Below are 26,219 nucleotides of genomic sequence, written 5' to 3'. Positions count from 1 at the left end.
AGGCAGGCGTGGCTATACTTTTGTTTTCTTTTCTCTGTGCACTCTATTCTTTTTCTCTGGGACCTTAATTTGTTTTTCTGTTATCTTGTTAATCCTGTCTAATTTCTATTCTCTGTTTGTAATTTTTTAACACTAAGACCTCTCTGCGTTCGGAGTTTACCCCGCTTGGGCGGGGCGACTTTTTGTTCTGTGAAACTCTTCTTCTTTTGTGTTTTCGTAACCGACTTAGTATATCTATTTATATTTATTCCAAAAAAGTATTTTCTCTAACGGGATTTTTTCTACTTGGTTTACAGCGAGAGGCTCTTCGGGATATCCCAATGTTATTAACGCGACCGTTTGTATATGGTGTGGTATGTTTAGTATTTTGTGCAGCGTTTTTCCGTTAAACCAACCTATTATACATGTTCCTAAACCGAGTTCCGTTGCTTTCAAAACCAGTTGTTCGATGGCAATGCCCATATCCAAAAGGTGTAATTTTGTTCGTTTTAGTGTGGAAGCTGCGGTATGCGGAACGAAGCTCAATTCTGCGCAAACTGCAATTATTACGGGAGCAGTTTTTGCCCAGCTATTCGGGAGAAAGACACCGTTAAGCACTTTGCTTGTAATTTGGTCTTTTATGTTTTTATCCGTAACTACGATAAACCGCCAGGGTTGTGAATTGCAGGCAGAAGGACAGAGTCTTGCCGCTTCGATTATCTCTTCAATAAGGTTATCTTTTATGGGTTTATCAAGATAAGCCCGAACGCTTTGCCTTATTTTAATTATGTCCGATAATGAAATACTCATAAGTTTATTTCTACCAGAGTATTTGGTTTTGTCAATATCAACCGGAAAGTTTCTTCGTTTCACGAATAACTAATATTTGTTTTCCTTTATCTATCGTAGGGGCGAACGGCGCGTTATCATTTGTAGGGGTAGACCTATGTGTCTACCCGAGTTTCTTCGTAGGGGCGAACGTCGATGATCCTGCTTAGGCGGGGGCAGTTTGCCCGTTTTCTTGGAGTGGTTACAAAAAAACATTGACTTAAAATTTTTTAAAACTATGTTTGGTTGATTGTTCAGGTAATATATTTTTGTAAAAGGAGCTTATGGAAAACAAAACTTTTGCTACTGCGATTAACTGTATGGACGGGAGAATGCAGGTTCCCGTGGTCAAGTGGATAAAGAGCGAGTTCCCGATAGATTTTGTGGATATGATAACGGAGCCGGGCCCCAACAAGATATTGGCTGAAAACACAGACACCCATATGATTGAGTCCATAAAAAAGAGAGTTGGAATCTCGGTCCACAAACATCATTCCAAACTTATTGTTATAACGGGACATTATGATTGCGCGGGGAATCCCGTGGAAGAAGAAATTCAAAAAGCCCAGATACTTGAGGCGATAAAAGTGATGAAATTATGGGGGTTTGAAGTTGAAATCATAGGGTTATGGGTTGATAAAAACTGGGAAGCGCATAAGATTAATTAAATAAATGAAAAACTCCGACAAAGCGGTTTTATCTTTTCAAAAAGGATTCAACTGTGCGCAGTCCGTATTATTGGCATTCAGCGATGAGTTCGGGCTGGATAAAAAAACGTCTTTAAAAATTTCCTGCGCATTTGGCGGGGGGATGGGAAGAATGCAGAAAACCTGTGGCGCGGTTACTGCCGCTTTTATGGTTATAGGTTTGAAATACGGAAGATATACGCTTGAAGATAAAGACGCAAAAGAATTAACTTATAAACTTGCAAGAAATTTCGCAAAAGAATTCAAAAAGCTTCATAAATCAATCAGTTGCAGGAAACTACTTGGATATGATGTTACTACGAAAAGGGGTTTGGAAGAGGCAAACGAAAAGAACGCATTTTCAAATTGTGATAAGTTTATTAAAGATGCGAGTGAAATTTTGGAAAAGATGTTAAAGAAAAAAGGAGAACTATGAACTGGATAAAAAGGGTTCTACAACAGGATGCGGAGCCCGAGAACTCCAAACAAATAATCAGGTGGTGGGAAACGAAAAGATGGCATTACAACTTGATTATGTTTGTTACGGGGATGTTGTGCGTTATAATTCTTCTTCTTGCAACTAAGACGGATTTAAGTCATAAAAATATGTATTCCGCGATGATGTTTATAATTTTCTATGGTGTTTCCGCGAATGTTCTTTATTCGGGGGGATGGGTAATAGAGATATTAGTGAGGAAAAATCTTAAAGATACGGGAATCAAGAAAATCGGGCCGTTGTTTTTCATCACGGGGACAACGATTTCCGTTCTGCTTACTCTGGCATTTTTAATTCTTGCCATTGTTCCGCTCTGGATAAAGTTCTAGAAAGCCCAGCTTAGCATGGTAATCTGAAGTTGAGTTAGGTGAGTGGTTAAGTAAGGTAAGTAGGTTTAGTGGTTTAGAATTTTTGGACGCACCTGCCTGCCGGCAGGCAGGGATAAACACAGATAAAGAAGATTCAGCTTAGTAGAGCTCGGTAATCCGAGGTTAAACTCTTCCCATTTTTTTCTTCTCTGCGAACTTTGCGTCTCTGCGGTGAAAAATTCTTTGGTACATTTAACTAATTTTCCACTTGACTTCCACGAAAATATAGTATATTGCTAACATACTTATTATGAAGAAGATAATTATCGGGCTTGATGCGATGGGCGGGGATAATGCTCCGCAGATGGTCATAGAAGCCGCAAAAAGCTTGCTCCTTGAAAAAGATATTGATATCCTTTTCATAGGGGACAGGGAGAAACTTGCCGGTTATTTACCCGAAGACAAGATTGTCCATGCGCCATCCGTAATAAGTTGCAGTGAACTTCCTGAAGAGGCTTTCAGAAAGAAAAAAGATTCGTCCATCGCCATAGGGACGATGCTTCAAAAAGAGGGCAAGATAGACGCATTCGTAAGCGCCGGTAGCACAGGCGCGTGTGTGATGTTCAGTCTTTTGACTCTTGGCAGGTTGAAAGGCGTTCGCAGACCTGCGCTTGGTATATTTTTCCCGACGAAATCGGGAAATTTTACTTTTATCCTTGATGTCGGCGCGGTGACTTTTGTTAAACCTTATGACCTTTATCAATTTGGAATTATGGGAGCAAAATGCATAGAAAAACTTACCGGCAATAACAACCCGAAAGTAGCTATACTGTCAGTAGGGGAGGAGTCAGTTAAGGGAAGTCCTCTCACGAAAGAAGCTTTTGACATTCTGAAAAAATCGAAATTGAATTTTATCGGCAACATAGAGGGACATCAGATTATTGAAGGAATAAGCGACGTCGTCGTATGTGACGGGATGGTAGGAAACATATTATTGAAGTTGGCGGAAAGTGTTCTCTCTACTTTTAAGGATGTAATAAAGAAAACAATAGACAGTTCAGTCTGGGCAAAAATGGGCGGAGCTTTGATTGCAGGCGCCTTGCGAAGAGAATTCGGAAAATTCAATTACGAACAATATGGCGGGGCATTTTTACTTGGAGTAAAAGGCGTGACTATAATTTCTCACGGCAGGTCAAGCGCAGAAGCAATAAAAAGCGCGGTTCATACTGCGGCGAGTTATGTAAAGTCCGGCGTAAACGAATACATAGAAGAGACTATTATTAAAGACGAAAACGTAGACCAGTCGCCTGATTCCTTGTCGAATTGAAGTAATGAATACATCCCAACAACTTGAGTTCATCAAAAGAAATACCGTAGAAATCATACCTGAGAACGAACTTTTAGACAAACTGAACTTCAGCGAAAAATTCCAAAAACCGTTACGTGTAAAGTTGGGAATAGACCCGACAGCTCCCGATATGCATCTCGGGAATGCAGTAGTGTTGCGGAAGTTACGTGAATTCCAGGAACTCGGGCATATTGCTCTTTTGATTGTCGGGGATTTTACGGCAAAAATCGGCGACCCTTCAGGAAGGTCAAAAACAAGGCCCCAAATCACAAACGAAGAAATAGAGAAAAATATGGCTACGTACAAAGAACAGATATTCAAAATTCTTATCCCCGAAAAGACTGAATTCAGGTATAATTCGGAGTGGCTTGGCAAACTAAGTTCAGAAGAGATAATCAAACTTGCGTCAAAGTTTACTTTAGCGCAGTTATTGGAAAGGGAAGAAATCTCCAACAGGTACAAGAACAACGAACCGATTTCCTTGCACGAATTGTTTTATGCGATTTTCCAGGGGTATGACTCGGTTGCGACGATGACCGATATTGAGCTCGGGGCAACGGAACAGAAGTTTAATTTGCTTGTGGGCAGGGAATTACAAAGAGAATATTTTCAGGCTCCGCAAGTAACGATGACGATGCCGATACTTGTGGGAACTGACGGCGTAAAGAAGATGAGCAAGAGTTATGGCAATTATATAGGCATTACGGAAACACCGGTGAATATGTTCGGAAAAGTTATGTCCATACCGGATTCCTGTATTATGAATTATTTTCAGCTGGCGACGAACTTGAGCGAAGTTGAGGTCAAGGAAATAGAGCAGTTATTAAAGACTTCAAACCCGAGGGACATAAAGTCAAGGTTAGGTTATGAGATAGTAAAAGTATATTATTCCGAAACGGAAGCGAAGGAAGCTGAGCAGGGGTTTGTGAAGATGTTCAGCAAAAAGGAAGTTCCGGAGGATATGAGGGTTTACGAGGTAAAAGAACCGAAGATATGGTTACCGCAGTTGTTGTTGGATTCGGGGGCGGTGCCGACGAAGAATGAGGCGAGAAGGTTGATAGAGCAGAAGGCGATAGAGGTGGACGGGCAGGTAGTGACGGATATCAAGTTCGAGTTAGAAGTAAAATCCCCGGTAGTTTTAAAGGTAGGCAAACGGCAGTTTTTGAAAGTAATTCCGGCGAAATAACCCGGTAATTATTAATCCCCTATGTCTTTGTCATTCTGAGTGCAACGAAGAATCTCTCTGTTAATTCTGTCCTCTGATTCTCTGATATACTAGTATGCTCTCTTTCAAATCTGCGTAGATCTACACGAGAATCCTTTTTTCCAAAGTTTTTGCAGTATCTGTTTGTTTTTTAGTCTTCTAATTTTTTATCCTGCCTGCCCGCCGTAGGAGGGTTATCTGCAGTAATCCCTGCCTGCCGGCAGGCAGGTGCGTCCAGAATTCTCTTCTCTTTTGTATTTCGTATCCGTGGCAATATTTTTTGTTTGTTTTTTGGGGGATTTTGGTTACAGTCTCTTTCCCGCCATGGCGGGATTAGAGACTGTTATCCAGCTCTGCTGTGGCTGGGCATTTTTACTTCTTTGTCTCTTCTTTCCGTTACTCACCACTGACCACTCACCACCGACCACCATCTTCACTTCTGTTCCAATTTTTTGAAGACAATTTTCTTCCCATCCCAGACGAATATTTTTGTCCAGATATCTGTTTTTATTTCGAGTTCTTTAGTTCCCTGGTGATAGCGGATAGTAAACAAATCGGCTTCACTCATCGGGACGGAGATGGATTCTCCGGAGGAGTTTTTGAGTATTTGGTAACGAATCTCGCTGAGGCAAAGGTCAAAAATTTTTGAAGCATCTTTAAGTATATTTATGTATGCAAAATTAGTTCCCTGTCCGCCTACTGTGTAAGTTATAGCCAATATTTCGTTTATGCTGTCTCCGTCAATATCAATATCTTTAAAGACATAATCATTATTATTTTCACCGACGCCCGAGAAAAACTCGGTTCCGTCAAGGGGGACTATATTTTGGATTTTATTATCTTTAACATAAGCGACGAAGGTATAGTATTGGTTATTAGTTCCTTTATAATCAGATACAGCAACGACTTTTCGGGGGATTTTACTTTTATCGACGATAGTAGTAATTTCTTTGAATACGTTATCCGCCCATACATCAGGTCTATAGGTATTATCTCCGTTAGTTATGAATTTTGTGATATCGGTATCGCGGGCGTAGGATGCGATAGTGATGCAGGATAAAAGAACTGCGATGTATGTAATCTTTTGTAATGTTTTATTATATTTTTTCATTTTCTCCCCTTAGAAACTCTTAGGCGTTAGCCTTTAGAGTTTCTTATCAGTGTTCCTGATCTAGTTGGACTTTTCCGCTCTAGCGGGATTAGCCTAACTTATCAGTTTTCCTGACGTTGTCCTCTGTGCACTTTCTGTTCCCATCTACGCTATCTATACTAACTCAACCATCTGTCACGACAATAAGTCCGTTCCAAAAACTTGGCAAGAAAAATCTTTTAGTTGGAGTTTATTTGTGACGAAGGCGGAAATTTAGTCCAACTTACCCTGTATATTTATTGTACAGGGTTATCCATCTCCGCTGGACATTCTGATCCGCCTCAGGCGGAGAAGAATCTCTCTGTTCGTTTCCTAATAACTATGCTATGACACACAGAGATTATTTTTCCGAAGGAAGAGTAATAATTGAAATCTATTCCGACCGTTTTGAAATTTCAAATCCGGGAGGATTATTATTTAAAAGAAGCGAATTAGGGAAACGCAGTCTTGCAAGGAATCCATTATTTGTAGATTTAGTCCACAGGCTGAGAGTTGTAGAAAGAATTGGCTCCGGTATTAACAGCGTTCAAAAATTGATGAAAGATAAAATTCAATTTGATATAGATTCAGATTGGTTCAGCGTTATAATTAGCAGAAACTTATCTGAAAAGTTCCCAGAAAAGTCCCAGAAAACTGCCCAGAAAACTACCCAGAAAACTGCCCAGAAAATCCTTGACTTAATAAATGAAAACTCACAGATTACGAGAAAGGAACTTGCTGAAAAAATAGGAAACATTACCGAAGACGGAGTAAAATATCATTTGACACGATTAGTAAAATTCGGGAAAATAAAACGAGTCGGTCCTGATAAAGGCGGACACTGGGAGATTACATAATGCTTGATTCTGAAACAAAAAGAAAGATATTCACCGCCATTGATGTCTTCCGATTAACTATTACGCTAATACCCTAATAACTAATACCCCAATAACTAATATCCTATTCCCCTAATATACGATTTTCTGTCCCTGATTTTCTGTTCGTTTCCTATTAACTAATATACTATTACACTAATATACGATTTTCTATTTCCCAAAAAACTTGACTTTTCCCATTCCCGTTTTAATAATAGAAACATACTATTAGCTAATAGGAGAAAATCATGGAAACAACTAAAATTGCATTATTCAAAGGCAAACAAATTAGGAAAACTATTTATAATAACGAGTGGTGGTTTTCAGTTGTGGATGTAGTGCAAGTATTAACCGACCAGCCTGATGATTATATGGCAAGAAAGTATTGGAATAAACTTGCTCAAAGATTAAGAGAAGAAGGGAGTGAGTTGGTGACATTTTGTCACCGACTGAAATTGGAAGCTTCCGACGGGAAAAAGTATGAAACTGATTGTGCCAATACTGAAGGCATTTTCCGTATTGTCCAATCCATACCATCTCCCAAAGCCGAACCATTTAAACGCTGGTTGGCTAAGGTAGGATATGAACGGGTACAGGAAATAGAAAATCCGGAACTTGCAACCAAAAGAACAAGACTCCTTTATAAACTCAAAGGGTACCCTGATGATTGGATAGAAAAAAGAATGCGGGGAATAGCAATCAGAGAAGAATTAACCGATGAATGGGAAAAACGTGGTGCAGAAGAAAAAAAGGATTATGAGATTTTGACGGCAGAGATTTCAAAAGCAACTTTTGGTATAACGCCCAGTCGGTATAAAAAAATCAAAGGATTAAAAAGAGAAAACCTGCGTGACCATATGGATGATTTTGAATTGATTTTTACGATGTTAGGAGAAAGAGCAACTACAGAAATTCATCGGACTGAAGATTCTCAAGGTGTACCAAAATTAAAATCCGATGCCAAAGCAGGAGGAAAAATTGCCGGAGATGCCAGAAAAAAATTAGAAAAAAGGTTAAAAAGGTCTATTGTTTCAAAAGAAAACTATTTGAGACCACAAGCTAAGAAATTAAAAAAGAAATAAATCTGTCTCCTATTAACGAATACCCTAATATCCTAATAACGATTTTCTGTAATCTGATTCCCTGGTAACCTGATATCCTGCCAACTGCCTGTCCGCCTCAGGCGGAACCACTGTCCACTATTTTTTCTCCTTGACTTTTCCCGTTCCCGTTTTAATAATAGAACTTAACGTTAACTAACAGGAGAAAATTATGAAAAAAAATAATCCCTCAAAAGGCGAAATAGCAATTTATCAAACACCCAAAAAAGAGGTTGAGTTAAGGGTACGATTTGAAAAAGAAACTGTTTGGTTGACGCAAAAACAAATGGCTTTGCTTTTCGACAAGGAAATTCCTACTATTAACGAACATATAAAAAATATCTATAAAGAAAAGGAGTTGGATAAAAATTCAACTATTCGGAATTTCCGAATAGTTCAAACCGAGGGCTGTAGGCAAGTAGAAAGAGCCGTAGAGTTTTATAATTTAGATACTATTATCTCTGTTGGATATAGAGTTAAATCAATTCGTGGCACCCAATTCCGTATCTGGGCAACTAAAACCCTAAAAGAACATTTAATTCAGGGATATACTATTAATGAGAAAAGATTAATACAAACGCAAGATAAATTAAAAGAATTACAAAAAACAATTGATTTCCTGCAGGAAAAAACCAAACATAAAATCCTATCCGGACAAGAACAGGAAATTCTTAACTTACTTGCTGATTATTCTAAAACCCTTACTCTGCTTGGGCGATATGATAAAAAAGAAGTCCCGCTTGTTAAAAAAGCAAAGGGAAAATTTATTTTGACTTATAAAGATGCCAAACAAATGATTCAGGGAATAAAAACCAGGTTGCTGCTTAAAAAAGAAGCAAGCGATTTATTTGGGCGGGAATCAGAAGAAAAGTTAATGGCGGTTTTAGGCGCTGTCTATCAAACTTTTGATGGAAAAGAATTATATCCATCGTTAGAAGAAAAAGCGGCACACCTTTTGTATTTTATTATCAAAGACCATCCTTTTATAGATGGCAACAAACGTATTGGTTCTTTTCTGTTTATTTATTTTTTAGACAAAAATAATTACCTGCTTAAAAAAAACGGGGAGAAGAAAATCAATGATAATGCATTAACTGCTCTGGCTTTGCTTATTGCGGAAAGTATCCCGAAAGAAAAAGACATTTTAACTAAAATTATTACTAATCTTTTAAGCGAATAACGATTTCCAAATACACTAATAACTAATCCCCTAATATACTATTAACTATTTTCTGGTAATCTGATACTCTGATATTCTGGTCTCCTGCCAACTGATATCCTGGTCTTCTGATATGCTCCTAATAACAAATCCCCTGCGTCTGTCATCCTGAGTATAGCGAAGGATCTCTCTGTTAATTTCCTTCTAACTAATACCCTAATATACGATTTTCTGTCCCTGATTTTCTGTTCGTTTCCTATTAACTAATATACTATTACACTAATATACGATTTTCTATTTCCCAAAAAACTTGACTTTTCCCATTCCCGTTTTAATAATACAACTTGTCAGCTAAGAAAAAACTATGAGTAATTTCATTACAAACAGTGGTGCGGATAATTTAAAAAATCGTCTGATAGAGCTTATAAACAAAAGTGACGAATTAAAATTTTTGGTTGGTTTCTTCTATTTCTCCGGGATTAGAGAGCTATATCAAGGGTTAAAAGACAATCCAAACGTAAAAATTAACGTTCTTGTCGGACTCAATGTGGACAAATCAAATTATGGTCTCTTGGAGTATGGCGATCCGGAAAAACAACTTTCCGACGAGGAGCGTTGTTATAAATTTTTTGAATCCATAAAAAAATCTCTAAATACTGAAAATTTTGATAAAAAAGATTTTTATGAACAGGTGAAGTATTTTCTTAAACTTATCCGTGAAAACAAACTAATCATCAGAAAAACACTTAATCCAAACCATGCTAAGGTTTATATTTTCAAGCTTCAAGAGGACCAAGTTGGTAGAAAAAATTTATTTATCACCGGCAGTAGCAACTTAACTAATTCCGGACTTTCCACACAAGAAGAATTCAATGTAGAGATTAGTGATTATGGGTTTGAAGATACTGAAAAATATTTTGATTCACTATGGGGAGATGCAATTAAAATTACAGAAAACGATGTTACAAAAAAGAGGTTATTAGAAGTTGTTGAAAATGAAACTCTCGTAAAAGAGATACTTCCTTTTGATGCATTTATATTGGTACTTCAGGCATACCTTGGTTCTTTTGAGCAAAAAGATATCGGAGAATCCCTTATTAAAACATTCAAGGATAATGGATACACGCCTTATCTTTATCAATTAGATGCTGTTGGACAAGCTCTTTCGATTATAGAAAAGAACAATGGCGTGATTATTGCCGATGTTGTGGGATTAGGGAAAACAATTATTGCCTGCGCAGTTGCCAAAGAACTAAAAAAACGAGGTGTCGTAATTTGTCCGCCGGGATTGATTGGCGATAAGAACAAAAATTCCGGTTGGAAAAAATATGCAGAACAGTTTGGTATGACAGATTGGGAAATTCGTTCTTTGGGAGATTTGGAAGATACTGCTGCGTTTGTTCAAAAGACAAAAGATATTGAAGTTATTATTATTGATGAAGCGCACAGATTTAGAAATCAAGATACGAAAGATTATGAATATCTAAGGAATCTCTGTCGCGATAAAATTGTAATATTACTGACAGCTACCCCTTTCAATAATAGACCGAGGGACATTCTTTCTTTGCTCTCGCTCTTTATTACGCCGAAAAAATCCTCAATTACTCTGGAAAACAATTTAGTTATAAAGTTTCAGGCATTTAAAGGTATATTTGATAAACTGGGCTATATAAAAAAGTATTGGAATTCTAAAAAAGACGATAAAAGGGAAAAAGCTTTAGCGTACTATGAAGGACTATTTGAAGAGAAAAACATAAATCTTGATAAAGTAAAGCAGAGATCAAAATATCTGGCTAAACAAATAAGAGATGTTATTGAACCAGTAACAATACGACGCAACCGCTTAGACTTACAGAATAATCCTTATTATAAAGATGAAGTAAAAAATCTATCAAAAGTTGCCGACCCAAAAGAATGGTTTTATGAATTGACCAAAGCGCAATCTGACTTTTACGACAAAATCATCAGTGTATATTTTGGCGATCCGGAGGAAGGAGGCCAATTTAAGGGTGCAATTTATCATCCCTTTGAATATGAAAAAGGAAAAACCAAAAGAGATAAGCTGACAGAAAAAGAAAACTTTCAATTACTTCAACAACGTAACTTGTATGATTTTATGCGTCGCTTAATGGTTAAGCGATTTGAAAGCTCGTTTGGCTCATTTAGGCAAAGCATTAAAAACTTTATAAAAATTACTGAAACTGCGCAGGAGTTTATAGATAAAACGGGTAAATATATTCTGGATAGAGATTTGATGAAAGATATTTACACCAAAGAACCTGAAGAAATTGAAGAATATCTCAATGAATATTCAGATAAGGTTAAAAATGGCGAATATCCCAAAAATCACAAAGTTTATATAATAAATAATTTTGACTATAAAGATGATTTTATTGCTCATATTAAAGAAGATTTAGAACTTTTTAATAAAATCCTGCAAGATTTAGAAGCATTAGACCTTGTCAAAAATGACCCTAAAACAGATTGTTTGCTTAATAATATAAAGGCGGTTTTAAAAGAAAATCCAAACAAAGGTGAACCCAAAAGAAAAATAATTATTTTTTCTGAATATTTTGACACTGTCAAATATCTAGAGCCAATTCTAAAAAAGCATTTTGGCGACAGGTTGCTTGTTATATCCGGTGATTTATCTACACAAAAGGTGTTCTCTATCAATAAAAACTTTGATGCATCTTACGAAAGTCAGGAAGACGAATTTGATGCCATCCTATCTACAGATAGAATTTCCGAAGGATTTAACTTGAATCGTGCCGGTATGGTTGTAAATTATGATATTCCGTGGAATCCGGTACGAGTAATTCAACGTGTCGGTCGTATTAATCGTATCAGCAAAAAAGTTTTTGACGAGCTTTATATTGTAAATTTCTTCCCCACTGAAAAAGGTGCGGAGTTAGTCAAATCAAGAGAAATTGCTTCAAATAAAATGTTCCTCATTCACAATACTTTAGGCGAAGACTCTAAGATTTTTGACCCTTCTGAAGAACCAACGCCTTCCCGACTTTATGAGAAGATTCGGCAAAATCCGGACAAACTGGGAGAAGAAAGTTTTTATACTAAGGCGTTGACTATTTATGAAAAGATTAAAAAAGAGAATCCTGAACTTATTGAGGCGCTAAAAAAATATCCCCCACGGATTAAAGTTGCAAAAAAGTATAGTGAAAACGAACTTTTGGTTTTCCTGAAAAAGGGTCGTCTATATGTCTATAGCGTTAAATACAGTGAGGATGGAAAAGACAAAGTTTCTCCAACTATTTTTGAAGATGTTTTTGCTAACATCCTTTGTGATAAAGAAGAAAAACCATTGGAATTTTCCGACCGTGCTTGGGATGCATACGAAAATGTAAAAAAATTCAAAGAATACCGCACAAATCCAATTAGTGCTCAGAGTTTGGAGCAAAAATCGATTATTAACCTTAAATCATTAATATATACTGTTAAGCACGAAGAAATAATGCCTCATAAGGACTTTTTGCGGACTTTACTCGAAGATATTATTGACTACGGTACACTTTCGGACTATACCTTGCGTCGTATTTCCAATTTAGAGTTTACTGACGATAAAGGTATTAAAGGAACTGTCAAAGAAATTGATGCGATTAAAAAAGAATTAGGGGGAGTGGATTACTTACAAAAAGAGAAAGACCGTCAGAGGGATTTGTCCAAAGAAATTATTATCGCAATTGAGAATCAAAAACTATGAGCAGGGATATTTTACAAAACATCATAACTGATTTTGATCTTCAAAGATTGAAGCGCTTTTTTTCTGAAAAAAACAGCAAGTTTCGTCCAAGCGAACAAAACTTTGATTATAATACGGATAACTTTTCTAATGGTTTGAAACTTGGCGAGTTATATTTGGATGACGGCGCACTACTCGTCTGCGCTTTTAAAGCCAAACAAGAATTGTCTGAGCGCTCCGGCAAGAAACTACAATACGAACTGGGAAAGAAAATTCTCAAGGAGACGCAAACTGATGCCGGTATTTTTATTTATTACAATCAAGCGGGCAGTTTTCGCTTTTCTCTGATATATGCCAATTATCTTGGTAAAAAAATAGATTGGAGCGCTTTTCGCCGTTTTACCTATTTTGTCAGTGATGAATTAACAAATAAGACTTTTCTACAAAGAATCGACGAGGGAGACTTTTCCAGCTTAGAAAAGATTAAAGATGCTTTTAGCGTTGAAAAAGTCACTACCAAATTCTTTGATGACTTTAGGTTAATTTTTGAACGTACAAAGCAACAATTCGAACAACAAAACAAGAACACGGTTTGCCTATGGCTGAAAGATAGATATTCCCCTGAAGAATACAAAGAACAGATTAACAGATTTGTTTATACTTTGTTGGGTAGAATTGTTTTTATTTATTTTATACAGCGTAAAGGCTGGATTGAAAATCAAAAAAATTATATAAGAAAAACAGTTGAAAATAACAATACAAATATCTATTTGGAATTTTTCCAGCCATTGTTTTTTGATGTTTTTGCTAAAAAGAAAAACGAACGCCCGGAGGAAATAAAAAAACAATATAAAGACACTCCCTATTTAAATGGCGGGCTATTTGAAAAAAGTGAACTGGAAAATAATCTACAAAGCGAAAATAAATTTATTTTATTTGATGACGAGTTTATTAAAGACATAATTTTAAATTTTTTTGAAAGTTATAATTTTACTGTTGACGAGAATTCACTGGACGACCAGGAAGTTTCCATTGACCCGGAAATGCTGGGAAAAGTTTTTGAAAACACTTTAGCTGAAGAAGAACGAGGTAAAAAAGGTACTTTCTATACTCCGAGAGAAGTTGTCCACTTTATGGTGAAAGATTCTTTATGGCAATTTCTACAGAATGAAACGAATATAGATAAGAAAAAACTCTATAAATTGATTTATCGCAAAGAAGAAATAGAGAATCTCGACCTTAAGAAAGATGAAATACGATTACTGGATGATAAATTAAAATATATCAAAGTACTTGATCCTGCAGTCGGTTCTGCTGCTTTCCCTGTAGAAATGATGCATATTTGGGTTGATTTGCGAAAACGATTGAATGTGAATGTCGGTAAAAATATCAATGAAGTGTTGCTTAAAAAACAATTCATAAAAGAAAATCTTTATGGTGTAGATATTGATCCGGGTGCAATAGAAATCGCCAAGCTTCGATTATGGTTGGCGTTGGTTGTGGATTATGAAAAAGCTGAAGTTGAAGCCGAACCACTTCCAAATCTTGATTTTCAATTTCGTGTCGGAAATTCTTTACAAGAAAAAATTGATGATATAGATATTTTTAATCAAACTGTCATTAGTCAGCAATCACTATTGTCCCAGGAATCGGAATTTGACAAGATTAAATCGGAAATGCTTGACCGTAAAGATAAGTTTTATATTTCCGAATATGAAAAAGAAAAAAGAACGCTCAAAAAAGAGTTTGATGACCGTGAACACAAATTAATTAGCTCAGTTGTCAAAAAATATGAAGCGGAGCTTGAATCTCAATTAAAAAACCAGCATTCTGATAGATTCGCAAAAAACATTAATCCCATACTAAAAAAAATTAATAAATTAAAGCAAAAAATTAAAGACGGTACTTATAAGCTTTTTAAACCCGATTTTCACTTTTCTGAGGTATTTGACCGTAAAAATGAAAACGGTCAAAAAATTGGCGGGTTTGATATTGTTATCGGCAATCCACCATATGGGGTAAAAGTAGAAGAGGATATTAAAGATTGGCATAAGCTTGGGAGCAAAGACAGCTATGGTGTTTTTGTTTCCACGGCGTTAAGAAGATTTTTAAAACCGGATGGTGTTTTATCTTTTATTGTTTCCGATACTTGGCTTACGATTAAAACCCACAAAGAACTGCGTCAGCAGGTTTTGGGGAAACAATTACATAAAATTATCCGAGTCCATCAGGATTGTTTTGATGCCACGGTCAATGCTTGCATAATGAGCGTAACGAACAGCCCCGATAACAATAGCAAACTAATCGTCGCTGACTTAACTAATATTTCGACAAGAAAAGAAGTAGAAGATATGCGCTTAAAACTTTATCATCTGGAAGATTTTATCGGTCAATCTACATCTAAATTTGCGGTATATGAGTATAATCAGGATTTAATTAAAACTAATTCTAACCTGCCAATTTTTGTCGGCAGCCCTAAACTGTTTGCGCTAATGGATGATACGACTTGCCAAACAATTGAAAAAGAAATTGGTGGGAAAAAGATAAAAGTTAGACAATTAAAATTTAATAATAAAAATTTTGAGCTGGTTCGTTTTGGGGATGTTGCTGATGTAAGAGTTGGGTTACAAACAGGAGATAATAAGTTTTATCTTTTCCAAAATCCGGAAGCGCGCGGTTCATATAAAAATATTAATAACTTTAAAGATTTTTTACTTATTGAAAAAGATCTTGAAAAAATTATCAGTGATGAAAAATTAAGGGCAAAGGTTATAGAAAAGGGATTTCATAAATCACGAAATGATAAAAATTTTGATGAAGATTTATGGTTTGACGGTAGATTTATTGTGCCTTATGACAAGGGTGGAGAAAGCGATACCGAAACCGGATGGTTGCCGAATTATTATGTGCCGACAAATTATTTTATTGACTGGAGTCAAACTGCAGTAAAAAAAATGAGGCAATCAGGGAGCGCACGATTTCAGAATAAAGAATATTATTTTAAGTATGGTATTACTTTTTCTTGGGCCGGTGTTTATTGTCCTACTTTTAGAAAAAGTTCGATACTATTTGATCATGGATCTTCAGATATTTTTATTAATATAGCGGATATTAATCAAATATTAGGATTGATATGTTCGAAAATTACAAAAATATTTTCAAGAGTATTCATTAATCACAGTATTAATTTTGGTATAGATGATGTTAAGGAAATCCCTATTAATATAGCAATAAATTTATCTATTCAACCTTTATTGCTAAAAATATATGAAAAACAAAAACAAAACCCTCGTTATGATTATATGAGTAATGAGCAGAAAGAGATTGATAAATTGGTTTATGAAATGTATGGCTTAAACGCCGACGATATTCGTGAAGTGGAAACTTGGTACGCCCGGCGTTATCCGAAACTGGCAAGGTTTTGTGAATTTTGAGCCCAATTCCAAAATTCTTTTAACAAACAAAAAGTCTTGACAGTTTATTTTAACAAAATAACATCATTGAATAAGTTATCACGAAATAATATATTATGAAAAATCCAAAAACAATTAAGATATTTTTAGTAGAGGGAGAACCTACAGGAATTAGAATTGCCGAATTATCAAACTGGACAGGAAAAGGAACAGTAATACCTAGAAATAGACTAAAAAATATTAAAAACAGAACAGATATCTCTCAACCGGCAGTTTATTTTTTATTTGGGGAATCTGAAGAAACCGGAGAACCAATAGTATATGTAGGAGAAGCTGAAAATCTATATAATAGACTTAGCAATCATGACAACAAAAAAGATTTCTGGAATACAGCTTTAGCTTTTACATCTAAAGATCAAAATCTGACTAAAGCCCATGTGAAATTTCTTGAAAATTATTGTATTGATTTGTTAAAAAAAGTAAACAGGGTAAAATTAGACAATTCAAGCGATACGTCTAAACCGACATTACCCGAAGCAGATATTGCTGAAATGTTAGAATTTGGAGAAAATTTACAATTACTTACTTCTGCTTTAGGGTATCAAATTTTCAAAGATATTTCTGCAAAACAAATCGACGACAAAAATATTTACTTTTGTAAGAAAAAAGGGATTGAAGCAAAAGGTACGCTATTAGATGAAGGATTTGTCATCTATAAGGGGTCTCAAGCAATAACTAAAGAAGCTAACTCTGCCGGAAAATGGCTTCATGAATTAAGAGAAAGACTACTTACTAGCGATGTTTTACGGAAAGAAAACGAGTTTTCTTATATCTTTACGAAAGATTATATTTTTGGAAGTCCTAGTACAGCCGGTGCTGTTGTGTTAGGTTGTAGAGTAAATGGCTGGATACATTGGAAAAACAATAAAGGACAACCACTGGATAAAGAAAGAGATTTATCAAAAGAAAATTAATAACAGGTAGCAAAAAGCAAATAAATAACTTGAAATTATAGTTAACTTCATATTACCGAATAACCAATAGTGGAGGGGCATATATGAATTTACAAGACAAAACTATTAAACAATTACGATATTTGATAAATGATGGGACCGAAAATCGTTCCGGTAAGGATTTAGTCGAATTCTTTAATTCACTTGGGTTTGACGACCATTACGGATACCGCTTCCCGACCCGGGATGCTTATACCGAACGCAAGTTAAATCAAATCAACAAAACCCCGAAAATGGAAGAATGCATAAAACAATTGTTTTCTCCTGTCCCGGTTATCGTTAAAAATAAGGACTTAAACAAACATATTGTTGACTTTAACCAGTATCTGGCAGTTGATGGGTATAAAATCGTCCTTGACGGGAAAACAGTTAAAATAATAAGCACCGAAGAAGAAGTCATTATCCCTGTCGACAGCATTGCCGAAAGTGAATTTATAAACAGAAAATTCAAAGATGTCTCTTTAGAGAAATTGGGATTAGACAACGCAATCACCGATATCCTGAAACAAAGAATACAGGAAATAGTAAACTGCCTTCGCACAAACTCCCATCTGGCAACAATATTCCTATGCGGAAGTACGCTCGAAGGAATATTACTCTCCATTGCTATAAAGAACAGGGAAGAGTTTACCGAATCGCTTTCAAGTCCTAAAAACCCGACAGGCAAACCAAGACCGGTTTATGAATGGAGTTTAAGTAACCTTATAGATGTTGCACACTCCCTGGATTTAATCGATGAAGACGTAAAAAAATTCAGTTATGTTTTGCGGGATTTCAGGAATTATATTCATCCTCACCTGCAAATGTCTTCGGGATTTAACCCGAATGAACATACGGCAAAAATATGCTGGCAGGTTTTACAGGCGAGTATTTACCAACTTTCGAGAAAGAAGTAAATAAAATAGGCAACTTGTAGTCCAGCGGAGCTGAATAACCTGAAGTTGAGTAGGTTCTTTCCAAATCCAAATGAAACAAAGAAATTTTCACCGCAGAGCCCAGCTGAGCGGGATAACTTAGAATAATGCTCATACATCGCAAACTCTAAGTAACCGCAGAGCACGCAGAGAAAAAAGAAACAAATAAAGATTTAGAGTTAACTACAAAAAAGAGATAACCAAAAAGAAGCGTCCCGCCAAAGCGGGATAAACTCCGCACGCAAAGAAGAGAAAAATAAAGGGCATATTCCGCCAGAGGCTTTAAGCTTTGCTTTGTACGATCCCTATTAAAATAAATGTTTGTTATGCCTAATTTGATGGTTAGTAGAAGAGTTATTTTCCTTGACAGTGAAATTGGTTATGCTAATATACTCAAAATAGCATAAAAAAAGGAGAAAAATGCATACTATTACTATAAAAAGCGAAAAACCGATGGCAATTATTCCTTTAGAGGAATATGAAGGGTTAAAAGAAACCATAGGGCTTCTTGCTGAAAATCCAAATTTAATTCGAGAACTTAAAGAAGAACGTAAAAAGATGAACAAAAAAGATTGTATTTCTTACGAAAACTTTAAAAAGAAGTATAAAATATGAAATGTATAAATTAGTTTTATCAAAAAAAGTAGAAAAAATTTTGGCAGATTTTCAGAAAACTAATTCACAATTATTTAATCAGTTTATTGATGCTCTTGATAAAATAGAAGAAAATCCGTATTGTGCAAAAGCATTGACAGGCAATCTAAAAGGCTACTACTCTTATCGAGTAAGAAATTATAGAATTATTTTTGAGATTGAAAAACATCTGTTAATTGTGTATATTGAAAAAATAGAACACAGGAAAGAAGTGTATAAATAAAATATAGAGCCGTTACTTTAAATGAAAAAAGAGCTTTTATGTAAGATAGAAAGGATTGCTGTCCGGGCAGTAAAGAAAGCGCAACAGGAAAATCATCGTAAGGGGTTGCCAATTGTCTATACCAAAAACGGCAAAATTTATTTTGAACTGCCTAATGGTTCTATTACAACAATCAACCCTTTTTCTGCTTAGAAAATAACCTCTCAGAGGATTTACAAAAGTTTACCCGAGGTTTTTAAGAAGAAGATCTTTTATGGCTTGAGGGTTGGCTTTGCCTTTCGTTTCCTGCATTACCTTTCCCGTGAAGAATCTTTGTTGCAAAAAATGCCATTATTTTGCAATAAGAAATTTTTTAAGTGGAAACGAATAGGGCAATGAATTTCCCTAATGGGGTAATAAATAGGGTAATATCTCTTTTTCTCAGAAGAGAGGAATAGATTAGTTAAGTGGTTGAGTTAGGTGAGTAGTTGAGTAAGTTCTCCCAAAGTCCAAATTACAAAGCTCAAATACTTCCAAATCAAATCCAAAATTCAAAAATACAAACAAATAAAAACACTAGATTCACAGAACAAAAAGTCCAGCCGAGCAGGATAACTTAGAGCCCCGCTAGCGGGATAGCGACCTCTAAGTCCCGATAAATCGGGACAAGAGTCTGCTATAATTCACCTGAGGCGAAAACTCTAAGTAATCGCTGAGGTCGCAGAGAAAAAAGCAACAAAGAAAGTTTTAGAGTTAACTACAAAAAAGAGATAACCAAAAAGAAGCGTCCCGCCAAAGCGGGATAAACTCCGCACGCAAAGAGGAGAAAAATAAAGGGCATATCAGAAGAGCAGAGTATCAGGTTACAGAAAATCGTTAATAGGATATTAGTTATTAGGGAAGTAACGGAGAGATTCTTCACTACGTTCAGAATGACAGAAAGCAGAGAACCCAGCAGAGCTGGATAACAAACTCTAAGGACTATCGTCCAAGAGTTTGTAAACGAATAGGGTAATGAATTTCCCTAATGGGGTAATAAATAGGGTAATATCTCTTTTCCCCAGGGGAGAGAAATAGATTAGTTAAGTGGTTGAGTTAGGTGAGTAGGAAGTAGGTAGTAGGAAGCATATCAGGAAAGGGAAATCGTTAATCGGGTATTAGTTAATAGGATATTAGTATAATAGTATAATCGTTAAGGAGAAAAAAGCCCAACAGGGATTAAGAGAGGTTTTTTAACAGAAGATCTTTTATGGCTTGAGGGTTGGCTTTGCCTTTCGTTTCCTGCATTACCTTTCCCGTGAAGAATGCAAATAACTGCACTTTTCCCTGCTTGTACCTTTCCACTTCCTCAGGGTATTGAGACAAAACCTTTTTCACCGCGTTCTCAATTTCGTCCCCTCCGCTTATTTGCTTTAACCCTTTCGCCTCCACAAACTTCGCCGGGGATTCCTGCTTCTCTATAAGTTCCGGCAATATGTCTTTTGCTGTTTTCCTCGTTATAATCCCATTCTCTATCAGCGAAAGCAGTTCAGCCGTATACGCCGGAGAAAACGTCAACTTCTCCAAAGACGTTTGAAGCGTATTCATTACCGCGAGTAAATCCGAAATAATGAAATTTGCAGTTTGTTTCGGCAAATTACACACCTTTACCGCGCTCTCATAATAATCCGCCATTACCTGCTCTTCACAGAGTATTTTTGCGTCCTGTTCCGGTACCCCATACTGATTTACAAACCTGCTTATTTTAGTTTCCGGAAGTTCGGGAAGAGTCGCCTTTATCTCCTCTATCCAGCTTTCCTTTAACACAAGCGGCGGTAAATCCGGCTCGGGAAAATACCGATAGTCTTCCGAAGTTTCTTTTGTCCGCATCGGTTTCGTTACTTCCTCTTTTTCATCCCATAACAGCGTAACGTGAGTTACCTGCTCATTGTTTTCAAGCGCTTTTGTCTGTCTCTGGAACTCATAATCTATACCCTTTGAAACTGCTTTAAAAGAGTTAAGGTTTTTAATTTCCGTTCTGTTACCTCTATTCACGGAGATGTTCGGTTCGCACCGCATATTCCCTTTTTCCATATCTCCCGTACATACGCCGATGTACCTTAAAATCTGTCTCAACTTCATCAGGTATTCAACGGCTTCGGCAGAAGATTCAATGTCGGGTTCGGTAACGATTTCTATTAACGGAACTCCACACCTGTTAAAATCAACAAGCGTTTCTTTGTCCGTGTGTATTGATTTGCCCGCGTCTTCTTCCAGATGAACTCTTCTTATTCTTATCTTCCTGTTATTTACCATTATAAACCCGTTTTGGGCAATCGGTTTGTCGTATTGAGTAATCTGGTATCCTTTTGGTAAATCCGGGTAGAAATAGTTTTTCCTTGAAAATATTGAAGTCGTATTAACGGAGCAATTGAGCGCAAGCGCGGATTTTATCGCGAACTCGACGGCTCTTTTGTTTAGTACGGGAAGAGTTCCCGGCATTCCCATACATACGGGACAGACTAAAGAGTTCTGCGAAGCCTGCCAGTCAATCTTGCACCCGCAGAATAATTTCGTCTGCGTAAGAAGCTGGGCATGGACTTCCAAACCAACCGTTACTTTATTCATATCCGAATTCTCTTAACGCGATAGGGTCTTTCCGCCATTGTTTCTTTACTTTAACCCATAACTCAAGATACACTTCGTGGTCAAGAAATTTCTCTATAGACCTTCTTGATGCAGTCCCGAGTTTCTTTATGGCTCTCCCGTCCGCGCCGAGTATAATCATTTTTTCGGAGTCTCTTTCGACATAAATCGTAACGCTTATATAAAATTTGCCTTTTTCCCTTTCTTTGAATTCCTCGACTACGGCGGTAGCCGCATAGGGTATTTCTTCGCCGTAAAGTAAAAATATATGTTCTTTTATTATTTCGGTAACAAAAAATCTGTTGGGCCTGTCCGAGATAAAATCTTCCGGGTAATACGGCTCGCCTTCAGGCAAATAACTTATAACCGAATCCCTTAGTTTCGCCAGCCCGTCATTGTAAAAAGCAGACAAAGGAACGATTTCCTTTATCATAGGGTAATCTTTGTATTTATCAACTAACGGCAGGACTTCGGTTTTGTCCCTTAATAAATCTATTTTATTGATTGCAAGGACGGTTGGTTTCTCTATCTGGGTGAGCAAATCAAGTTCCAGATAAAACGGCTCCACGACCAGCAAAACTACATCGGTTTCTTTTAATGTAGCGAGAGCGGATTTTACCATCAGTCTTTGCATAGTATACATAGGCTTAAAGATTCCCGGCGTATCCATAAATATTACCTGGTAATCCGTTCCGTTAAGGATGCCCAGAATTTTGTGCCTCGTAGTCTGCGGTTTATGGGATATGGCAGTGATTTGTTTGCCTATGATTTTATTTAATATGGTAGACTTGCCGACGTTCGGCCTGCCTACGATTGTTACGAATCCTGATTTCATATGTTTTAACTTATTAAGATAACCTTTTCCAGCTGAGCCCAGAGGGCTGGATACGAATCCCTAATCCGCCAGAGGCGAAAAGGGCTTCGTACTGGATAAGTTGGTCTAAGCTCCTACGTCGCAAAGTCCAACTAATCATAGTTTAATCTTCGTTTGGTTTATTATCAGGCGGTAAGGGTTTATCTATTCTCAGTGCTTTTATTTCCCTTGCTTTGCCCGTATTTTCGTCTATATCCAACATTACGCCGTTAAGTTGTTCGTTTCCTTTTCCCGTATCAAACCTTTGCGGGACTCCGAGAGTAAAGTAGTTTATGGATTTTTGCGCCACAACTCCTATTACGGAATCAAAAGCTCCCGTCATACCTGCATCCGTGATAAAAGCAGTTCCTTTCGGCAGTATTTGCGCATCCGCGGTTTGCACGTGAGTATGTGTTCCGATAATCGCGGTTACCCTCCCGTCAAGATATTCCGCGAGAGCTCTTTTTTCTTCGCAGGTTTCCGCGTGAAAATCTACAATAATAGTCGGGGTGTTTAATTTGTTTATTTCCCTGTCTGCCGTTTTGAATGGACAGTCAATACTTGGCATAAGAGTTTTTCCCGACAAATTTATCACGCCGATTTTTCCGTCCATAAAAGTTTGCGAGCCTTTGCCCGGTGCAGATTCGGGATAATTCGCAGGTCTTAAAAGATTTAATGCGTTTGTGAATTCGGGAATTATTTCCTTTTTATCCCAGATATGGTTTCCCGAGGTAACGCAGTCAACGCCGTAGTTCCTGAACTTTTTCAGTATTCTGGGCGTAATGCCGAATCCGCCTGCGGAGTTCTCTCCGTTTACGATAACAAAATCAACATTATCCGACTTTTTCAATTCAGGCACAAGTATTGATACGACTCTTCTTCCCGGTTTCCCAAAAATATCACCGACAAAAAGTATTCTCATTTAGCACGTGTGACTGCTCTTGTTTCCCTGATAACGGTAACTTTAATTTCGCCCGGGTATTTCATTTCCTGTTCAATCTTTCTGGCAAGCGAATTTGCAAGTTCAAATGCCGATTCATCGCTAATCTTTTCAGGTTCTACCATAACTCTTACTTCACGTCCTGCCTGTATGGCATAAGCTCTTCCAACGCCGTCAAAAGACGTTACGATGGATTCCAGTTTTTCCAGTCTTTCTACGTAAGCTTCAAAAGTTTCTCTTCTTGCGCCCGGTCTTGCTCCCGATATTGAGTCGGCAGCTTCCACGAGAACCGCTATTATTGAAGTTGCGGGAATATCTCTGTGGTGGGCTTCTATCGCATTTACGACAAGATCGGTTTCACCGTATCTCTTCGCTATGTCTGCACCTATTTTCTGGTGAGTGCCCTCGTATTCCTGCGACAGGGCTTTTCCTATGTCGTGGAGTAAACCGGCTCTTCTTGCTATTTTAGCTTCGGGCAATTCCAACTCCGTTGCCATAAGGTATGCAAGATTGGCTACTTCTTTTGAATGTATAAGGACGTTTTGTCCGTATGAAGTTCTGAATTTAAGATATCCTAAAAGTTTAACCAATTCGGGATGCACCGTAGAAACTTTCATTTCCATTATAGTCTCTTCACCTATTTTCTGCACAATCCCGGGAAATTCTTCTTCTACCATTTTGACGAGTTCTTCTATTCTGGCGGGATGAATTCTTCCGTCCACGAGAAGTCTTTCAAGGGACATTTTAGCTATTTCTCTGCGTATTGGGTCCATAGAAGAGATAAAAGCTACTCCCGGTGTATCGTCAATAAGGAGGTCGGTGCCCGTAAGTGTTTCAAAACATTTAATGTTACGGCCTTCCCTGCCGATAATTCTGCCTTTCATTTCATCCGAAGGAAGCGCTACCTGAGCTACTGCTGATTCTACGATATGTTCGGTTGCGCATCTTTCTATTGCTGTGGAGACTATTTTTCTTGCTTCCCTGTCAGCTTCAAGTTTTGCTTTTTCTATTTCGGTCCTGATAAAGAATTTCGATTCGTCTTTGACTTTCTCTTCAAGATTATGGAAAAGTTGTTGTTTTGCTTCTTCTTCTGTCATACCTGCGATTTTTTCAAGTTTCCTGTTTTCCTCCATAATCAATGAATTGAGACGGTCGGTTTTCGTGGTGATGCTTTTTTCCTCGTCCAGTAACTTTGTTTCTTTAGAGCTCAATTCTGCTTGTTTCGCCGTAAGCAGGTTTGCTCTTCGCTCAAGGTTTGACTCCCTGTCGTCCAGATATTTTTCTTTTTTCTCAAGAATTGATTCTTTTGCTCTTGCCCTGTCGTCGAATTCAAGTTTTTGTTTATCTTTTAAATTTTTAATATCGAACTGAGCGCTTAGCTTAAGATGTTCTGCTTCTTTTTTTGCATCTTCAATAAGCTTCTTGCTTTCTTCTTCGGCTTTTTTTGTAGCGGTAGTTTTTAAGCGCATCTGGAGTAAGAAAACAGCGACTCCCCCGATTGCTATACCTACTATAATTAAAGCGATTGTCTGAATAGCTTGCATTTTAAATCATCCTCCCTTCTCCGCCGTGGCGGGATGTTCCATTTTATCCAAAAATAAAGGTTCCCCATATATGCCGTGTAAAGAGGTATCTTGAAACCCTCAAATAAGGTGGGTACCACCGAAACTAAAGGCAGCCCCCTGCTGGAAGGTTACTGGCTCAAGATATTATGTCTTTATCACGAACATCACAGGGAACCTAATTTATGTTCTAAAAGAGCGATTGTTGCTTTTATCTTGTTTTTTCCCGTAGCTCTTAATTCCCGTTCCTGAAAAAGTTCATCTGCAATATCTAACGCAGCAAGGACAACCGTATCAACCATGTTGTTAGTAGCGTCTTTAAGTGTTTCACATTTGGAAGTTACATACTTTGCTACATTCTGCATATATTCTTCCGATGTGTCACTTTCTATAGTATACTCTTTACCAAGCATTTTGAGTTTAGTTGTCATTTTTTAACTGTTTTACGTTATCAAGTAAAACTTTCAACTTGCCGCAAGCAAGTTCCTTTTTTTGTTGGAACTTACTCTTTTCTTTTTGCAAAAGTTCATTCTCATTCCTCAAGGAAGTTATTTCCTTAAGAGCTTTATTTGCCAGTATTTCTAACTTATCTTCCAGTGTTAAGGTTTCCATACCTCACATTCCCGCCCCAAGCGGGATGTTCATTTTAATTCATCTCAAAGAGCTCTGATGCTTCTTTTGTACTATCAATTTGACTTTTTGCACCTTTTAATCCATAACTCTGAATTTCTATATTTTTATCTTTACTTGTATACTTAACTATGCCTAAAATAGGCACCAAATTAGATAACCAGACTTCGCTATCCTCCTTTTTTAAATATGCTGTTTTAAATTTTCCTGCGGATAATGTTATAACTTTCCTGATGGCTTTTAACGAATCGTCTATACTTATAAGAGGTAACCCGGATCTTATAGAAATTTTATCAGTTTCAAAACTTATTGCTTTTCCGCCTAATTTTCTGGCAATAATCTTTTGAGGTGTGTTAAATTCATTTTCCTTTATAAGCATTTTCATTATTATTCCCGGTTCTTCAGTCTCTACCCAGAACATTTCCGAATCTTTGCTCACGATAGATATTTTAAATGGCTCACCGTTTATACTATAACATACCCATTGTCCTGTTTCCCATTTAACAGGTTTATACTTAACATTAGTATTACAGCCTTCCAGGAGTAAAAGGGTAAGTACGTAAAAACCACAGCGTAGTAAATTATTGCTTCTTGTCACCGT

The 26,219-nt window shown here is 37.0% G+C and carries 24 protein-coding genes and 1 other RNA gene; 15 read left to right on the top strand and 10 right to left on the bottom strand.

Translation table 11 applies throughout. The annotated features are described in order from the left end of the window. Positions 1–234: 234 nt before the first annotated feature. Complete coding sequence (locus WC614_09615) at positions 235–789, bottom strand: nitroreductase family protein (GenBank protein MFA5033266.1); 555 nt, start codon at positions 787–789, stop codon at positions 235–237. Positions 790–1,091: 302 nt separating this feature from the next. Here WC614_09615 and WC614_09610 point away from each other — a divergent pair, with 302 nt between their 5' ends. The 5 genes from WC614_09610 to tyrS all read left to right on the top strand — a co-directional run bounded on the left by WC614_09610 (position 1,092) and on the right by tyrS (position 4,831). Next, entirely contained in the window at positions 1,092–1,475 is a 384-nt protein-coding gene (locus WC614_09610; GenBank protein MFA5033265.1) for a carbonic anhydrase, read from the top strand. A gap of 4 nt (positions 1,476–1,479) precedes the next feature. Continuing rightward, positions 1,480–1,929 (top strand): C-GCAxxG-C-C family protein, encoded by a 450-nt coding sequence (locus WC614_09605; protein ID MFA5033264.1) that lies wholly within the window; start codon positions 1,480–1,482, stop codon positions 1,927–1,929. Further along, positions 1,926–2,318: a hypothetical protein gene (locus tag WC614_09600; protein MFA5033263.1), complete on the top strand. Its 393-nt coding sequence runs from the start codon at positions 1,926–1,928 to the stop codon at positions 2,316–2,318. Before WC614_09605 ends, WC614_09600 begins: the two co-directional genes overlap by 4 nt. A gap of 289 nt (positions 2,319–2,607) precedes the next feature. Next, on the top strand, positions 2,608–3,624 hold the full coding sequence (gene plsX / locus WC614_09595; protein ID MFA5033262.1) for a phosphate acyltransferase PlsX: 1,017 nt from the start codon (positions 2,608–2,610) through the stop codon (positions 3,622–3,624). Between the two features lie 4 nt (positions 3,625–3,628). Beyond that, a complete protein-coding gene (tyrS, locus tag WC614_09590) occupies positions 3,629–4,831 on the top strand; it encodes a tyrosine--tRNA ligase (protein MFA5033261.1) in 1,203 nt (400 codons plus the stop codon). 451 nt (positions 4,832–5,282) lie between these two features. Here tyrS and WC614_09585 read toward each other — a convergent pair whose 3' ends face one another. Then, positions 5,283–5,960: a hypothetical protein gene (locus WC614_09585; protein ID MFA5033260.1), complete on the bottom strand. Its 678-nt coding sequence runs from the start codon at positions 5,958–5,960 to the stop codon at positions 5,283–5,285. Between the two features lie 365 nt (positions 5,961–6,325). Here WC614_09585 and WC614_09580 point away from each other — a divergent pair, with 365 nt between their 5' ends. From WC614_09580 to WC614_09535, 10 genes are all read left to right on the top strand, one after another. Then, positions 6,326–6,835 (top strand): ATP-binding protein, encoded by a 510-nt coding sequence (locus tag WC614_09580; GenBank protein ID MFA5033259.1) that lies wholly within the window; start codon positions 6,326–6,328, stop codon positions 6,833–6,835. A 266-nt stretch (positions 6,836–7,101) separates the two neighbouring features. Then, positions 7,102–7,935, top strand: coding sequence for a Bro-N domain-containing protein (locus WC614_09575; protein MFA5033258.1), 834 nt, complete (start codon positions 7,102–7,104; stop codon positions 7,933–7,935). 190 nt (positions 7,936–8,125) lie between these two features. Next, positions 8,126–9,133 (top strand): virulence protein RhuM/Fic/DOC family protein, encoded by a 1,008-nt coding sequence (locus tag WC614_09570; protein ID MFA5033257.1) that lies wholly within the window; start codon positions 8,126–8,128, stop codon positions 9,131–9,133. A 343-nt stretch (positions 9,134–9,476) separates the two neighbouring features. Next, positions 9,477–12,833 carry a helicase-related protein gene (locus WC614_09565; GenBank protein ID MFA5033256.1) on the top strand — a complete coding sequence of 1,119 codons (3,357 nt, stop codon included), beginning with the start codon at positions 9,477–9,479 and terminating at the stop codon, positions 12,831–12,833. Then, the gene (locus tag WC614_09560; protein MFA5033255.1) at positions 12,830–16,246 is read left to right on the top strand and encodes an Eco57I restriction-modification methylase domain-containing protein; all 3,417 of its coding nucleotides are present in this window, start codon (positions 12,830–12,832) and stop codon (positions 16,244–16,246) included. The genes WC614_09565 and WC614_09560 overlap by 4 nt, the downstream gene beginning before the upstream one ends. A gap of 95 nt (positions 16,247–16,341) precedes the next feature. Further along, positions 16,342–17,199 carry a GIY-YIG nuclease family protein gene (locus WC614_09555; protein MFA5033254.1) on the top strand — a complete coding sequence of 286 codons (858 nt, stop codon included), beginning with the start codon at positions 16,342–16,344 and terminating at the stop codon, positions 17,197–17,199. 83 nt (positions 17,200–17,282) lie between these two features. Further along, entirely contained in the window at positions 17,283–18,134 is an 852-nt protein-coding gene (locus WC614_09550; protein ID MFA5033253.1) for a hypothetical protein, read from the top strand. Positions 18,135–18,572: 438 nt separating this feature from the next. Further along, on the top strand, positions 18,573–18,767 hold the full coding sequence (locus WC614_09545; protein MFA5033252.1) for a hypothetical protein: 195 nt from the start codon (positions 18,573–18,575) through the stop codon (positions 18,765–18,767). A gap of 1 nt (position 18,768) precedes the next feature. Next, positions 18,769–19,029, top strand: coding sequence for a type II toxin-antitoxin system RelE/ParE family toxin (locus tag WC614_09540; GenBank protein MFA5033251.1), 261 nt, complete (start codon positions 18,769–18,771; stop codon positions 19,027–19,029). A 21-nt stretch (positions 19,030–19,050) separates the two neighbouring features. Then, on the top strand, positions 19,051–19,221 hold the full coding sequence (locus tag WC614_09535) for a hypothetical protein (protein ID MFA5033250.1): 171 nt from the start codon (positions 19,051–19,053) through the stop codon (positions 19,219–19,221). A gap of 1,005 nt (positions 19,222–20,226) precedes the next feature. On the opposite strand, the gene gatB is transcribed toward WC614_09535, so the two are convergent. The 8 genes from gatB to WC614_09495 form a co-directional block, all read right to left on the bottom strand. After that, on the bottom strand, positions 20,227–21,615 hold the full coding sequence (gatB, locus tag WC614_09530) for an Asp-tRNA(Asn)/Glu-tRNA(Gln) amidotransferase subunit GatB (GenBank protein ID MFA5033249.1): 1,389 nt from the start codon (positions 21,613–21,615) through the stop codon (positions 20,227–20,229). Continuing rightward, positions 21,608–22,468, bottom strand: a complete 861-nt coding sequence (era, locus tag WC614_09525) for a GTPase Era (GenBank protein MFA5033248.1) — start codon at positions 22,466–22,468, stop codon at positions 21,608–21,610. The genes gatB and era overlap by 8 nt, the downstream gene beginning before the upstream one ends. 142 nt (positions 22,469–22,610) lie before the next feature. After that, positions 22,611–23,408 (bottom strand): TIGR00282 family metallophosphoesterase, encoded by a 798-nt coding sequence (locus WC614_09520; protein MFA5033247.1) that lies wholly within the window; start codon positions 23,406–23,408, stop codon positions 22,611–22,613. Further along, entirely contained in the window at positions 23,405–24,970 is a 1,566-nt protein-coding gene (gene rny / locus WC614_09515; protein ID MFA5033246.1) for a ribonuclease Y, read from the bottom strand. Before rny ends, WC614_09520 begins: the two co-directional genes overlap by 4 nt. Positions 24,971–25,027: 57 nt before the next feature. Beyond that, positions 25,028–25,167, bottom strand: a non-coding RNA gene (gene ssrS / locus WC614_09510) — 6S RNA. Then, positions 25,156–25,419 carry a cell division protein ZapA gene (locus WC614_09505; protein ID MFA5033245.1) on the bottom strand — a complete coding sequence of 88 codons (264 nt, stop codon included), beginning with the start codon at positions 25,417–25,419 and terminating at the stop codon, positions 25,156–25,158. The genes ssrS and WC614_09505 overlap by 12 nt, the downstream gene beginning before the upstream one ends. Then, positions 25,409–25,600 (bottom strand): hypothetical protein, encoded by a 192-nt coding sequence (locus tag WC614_09500; protein ID MFA5033244.1) that lies wholly within the window; start codon positions 25,598–25,600, stop codon positions 25,409–25,411. Before WC614_09500 ends, WC614_09505 begins: the two co-directional genes overlap by 11 nt. A 34-nt stretch (positions 25,601–25,634) precedes the next feature. Further along, a complete protein-coding gene (locus WC614_09495; GenBank protein MFA5033243.1) occupies positions 25,635–26,216 on the bottom strand; it encodes a hypothetical protein in 582 nt (193 codons plus the stop codon). Between the last annotated feature and the right edge of the window lie 3 nt (positions 26,217–26,219).

Source organism: bacterium, from assembly GCA_041649255.1.
Classification (GTDB): Bacteria; Hydrothermota; UBA3073; order JACQXS01; family JAQTXJ01; genus JAQTXJ01.
Note: the sequence above shows the minus strand (reverse complement) of the source record. Positions and strands in the feature narration are given on the sequence as shown.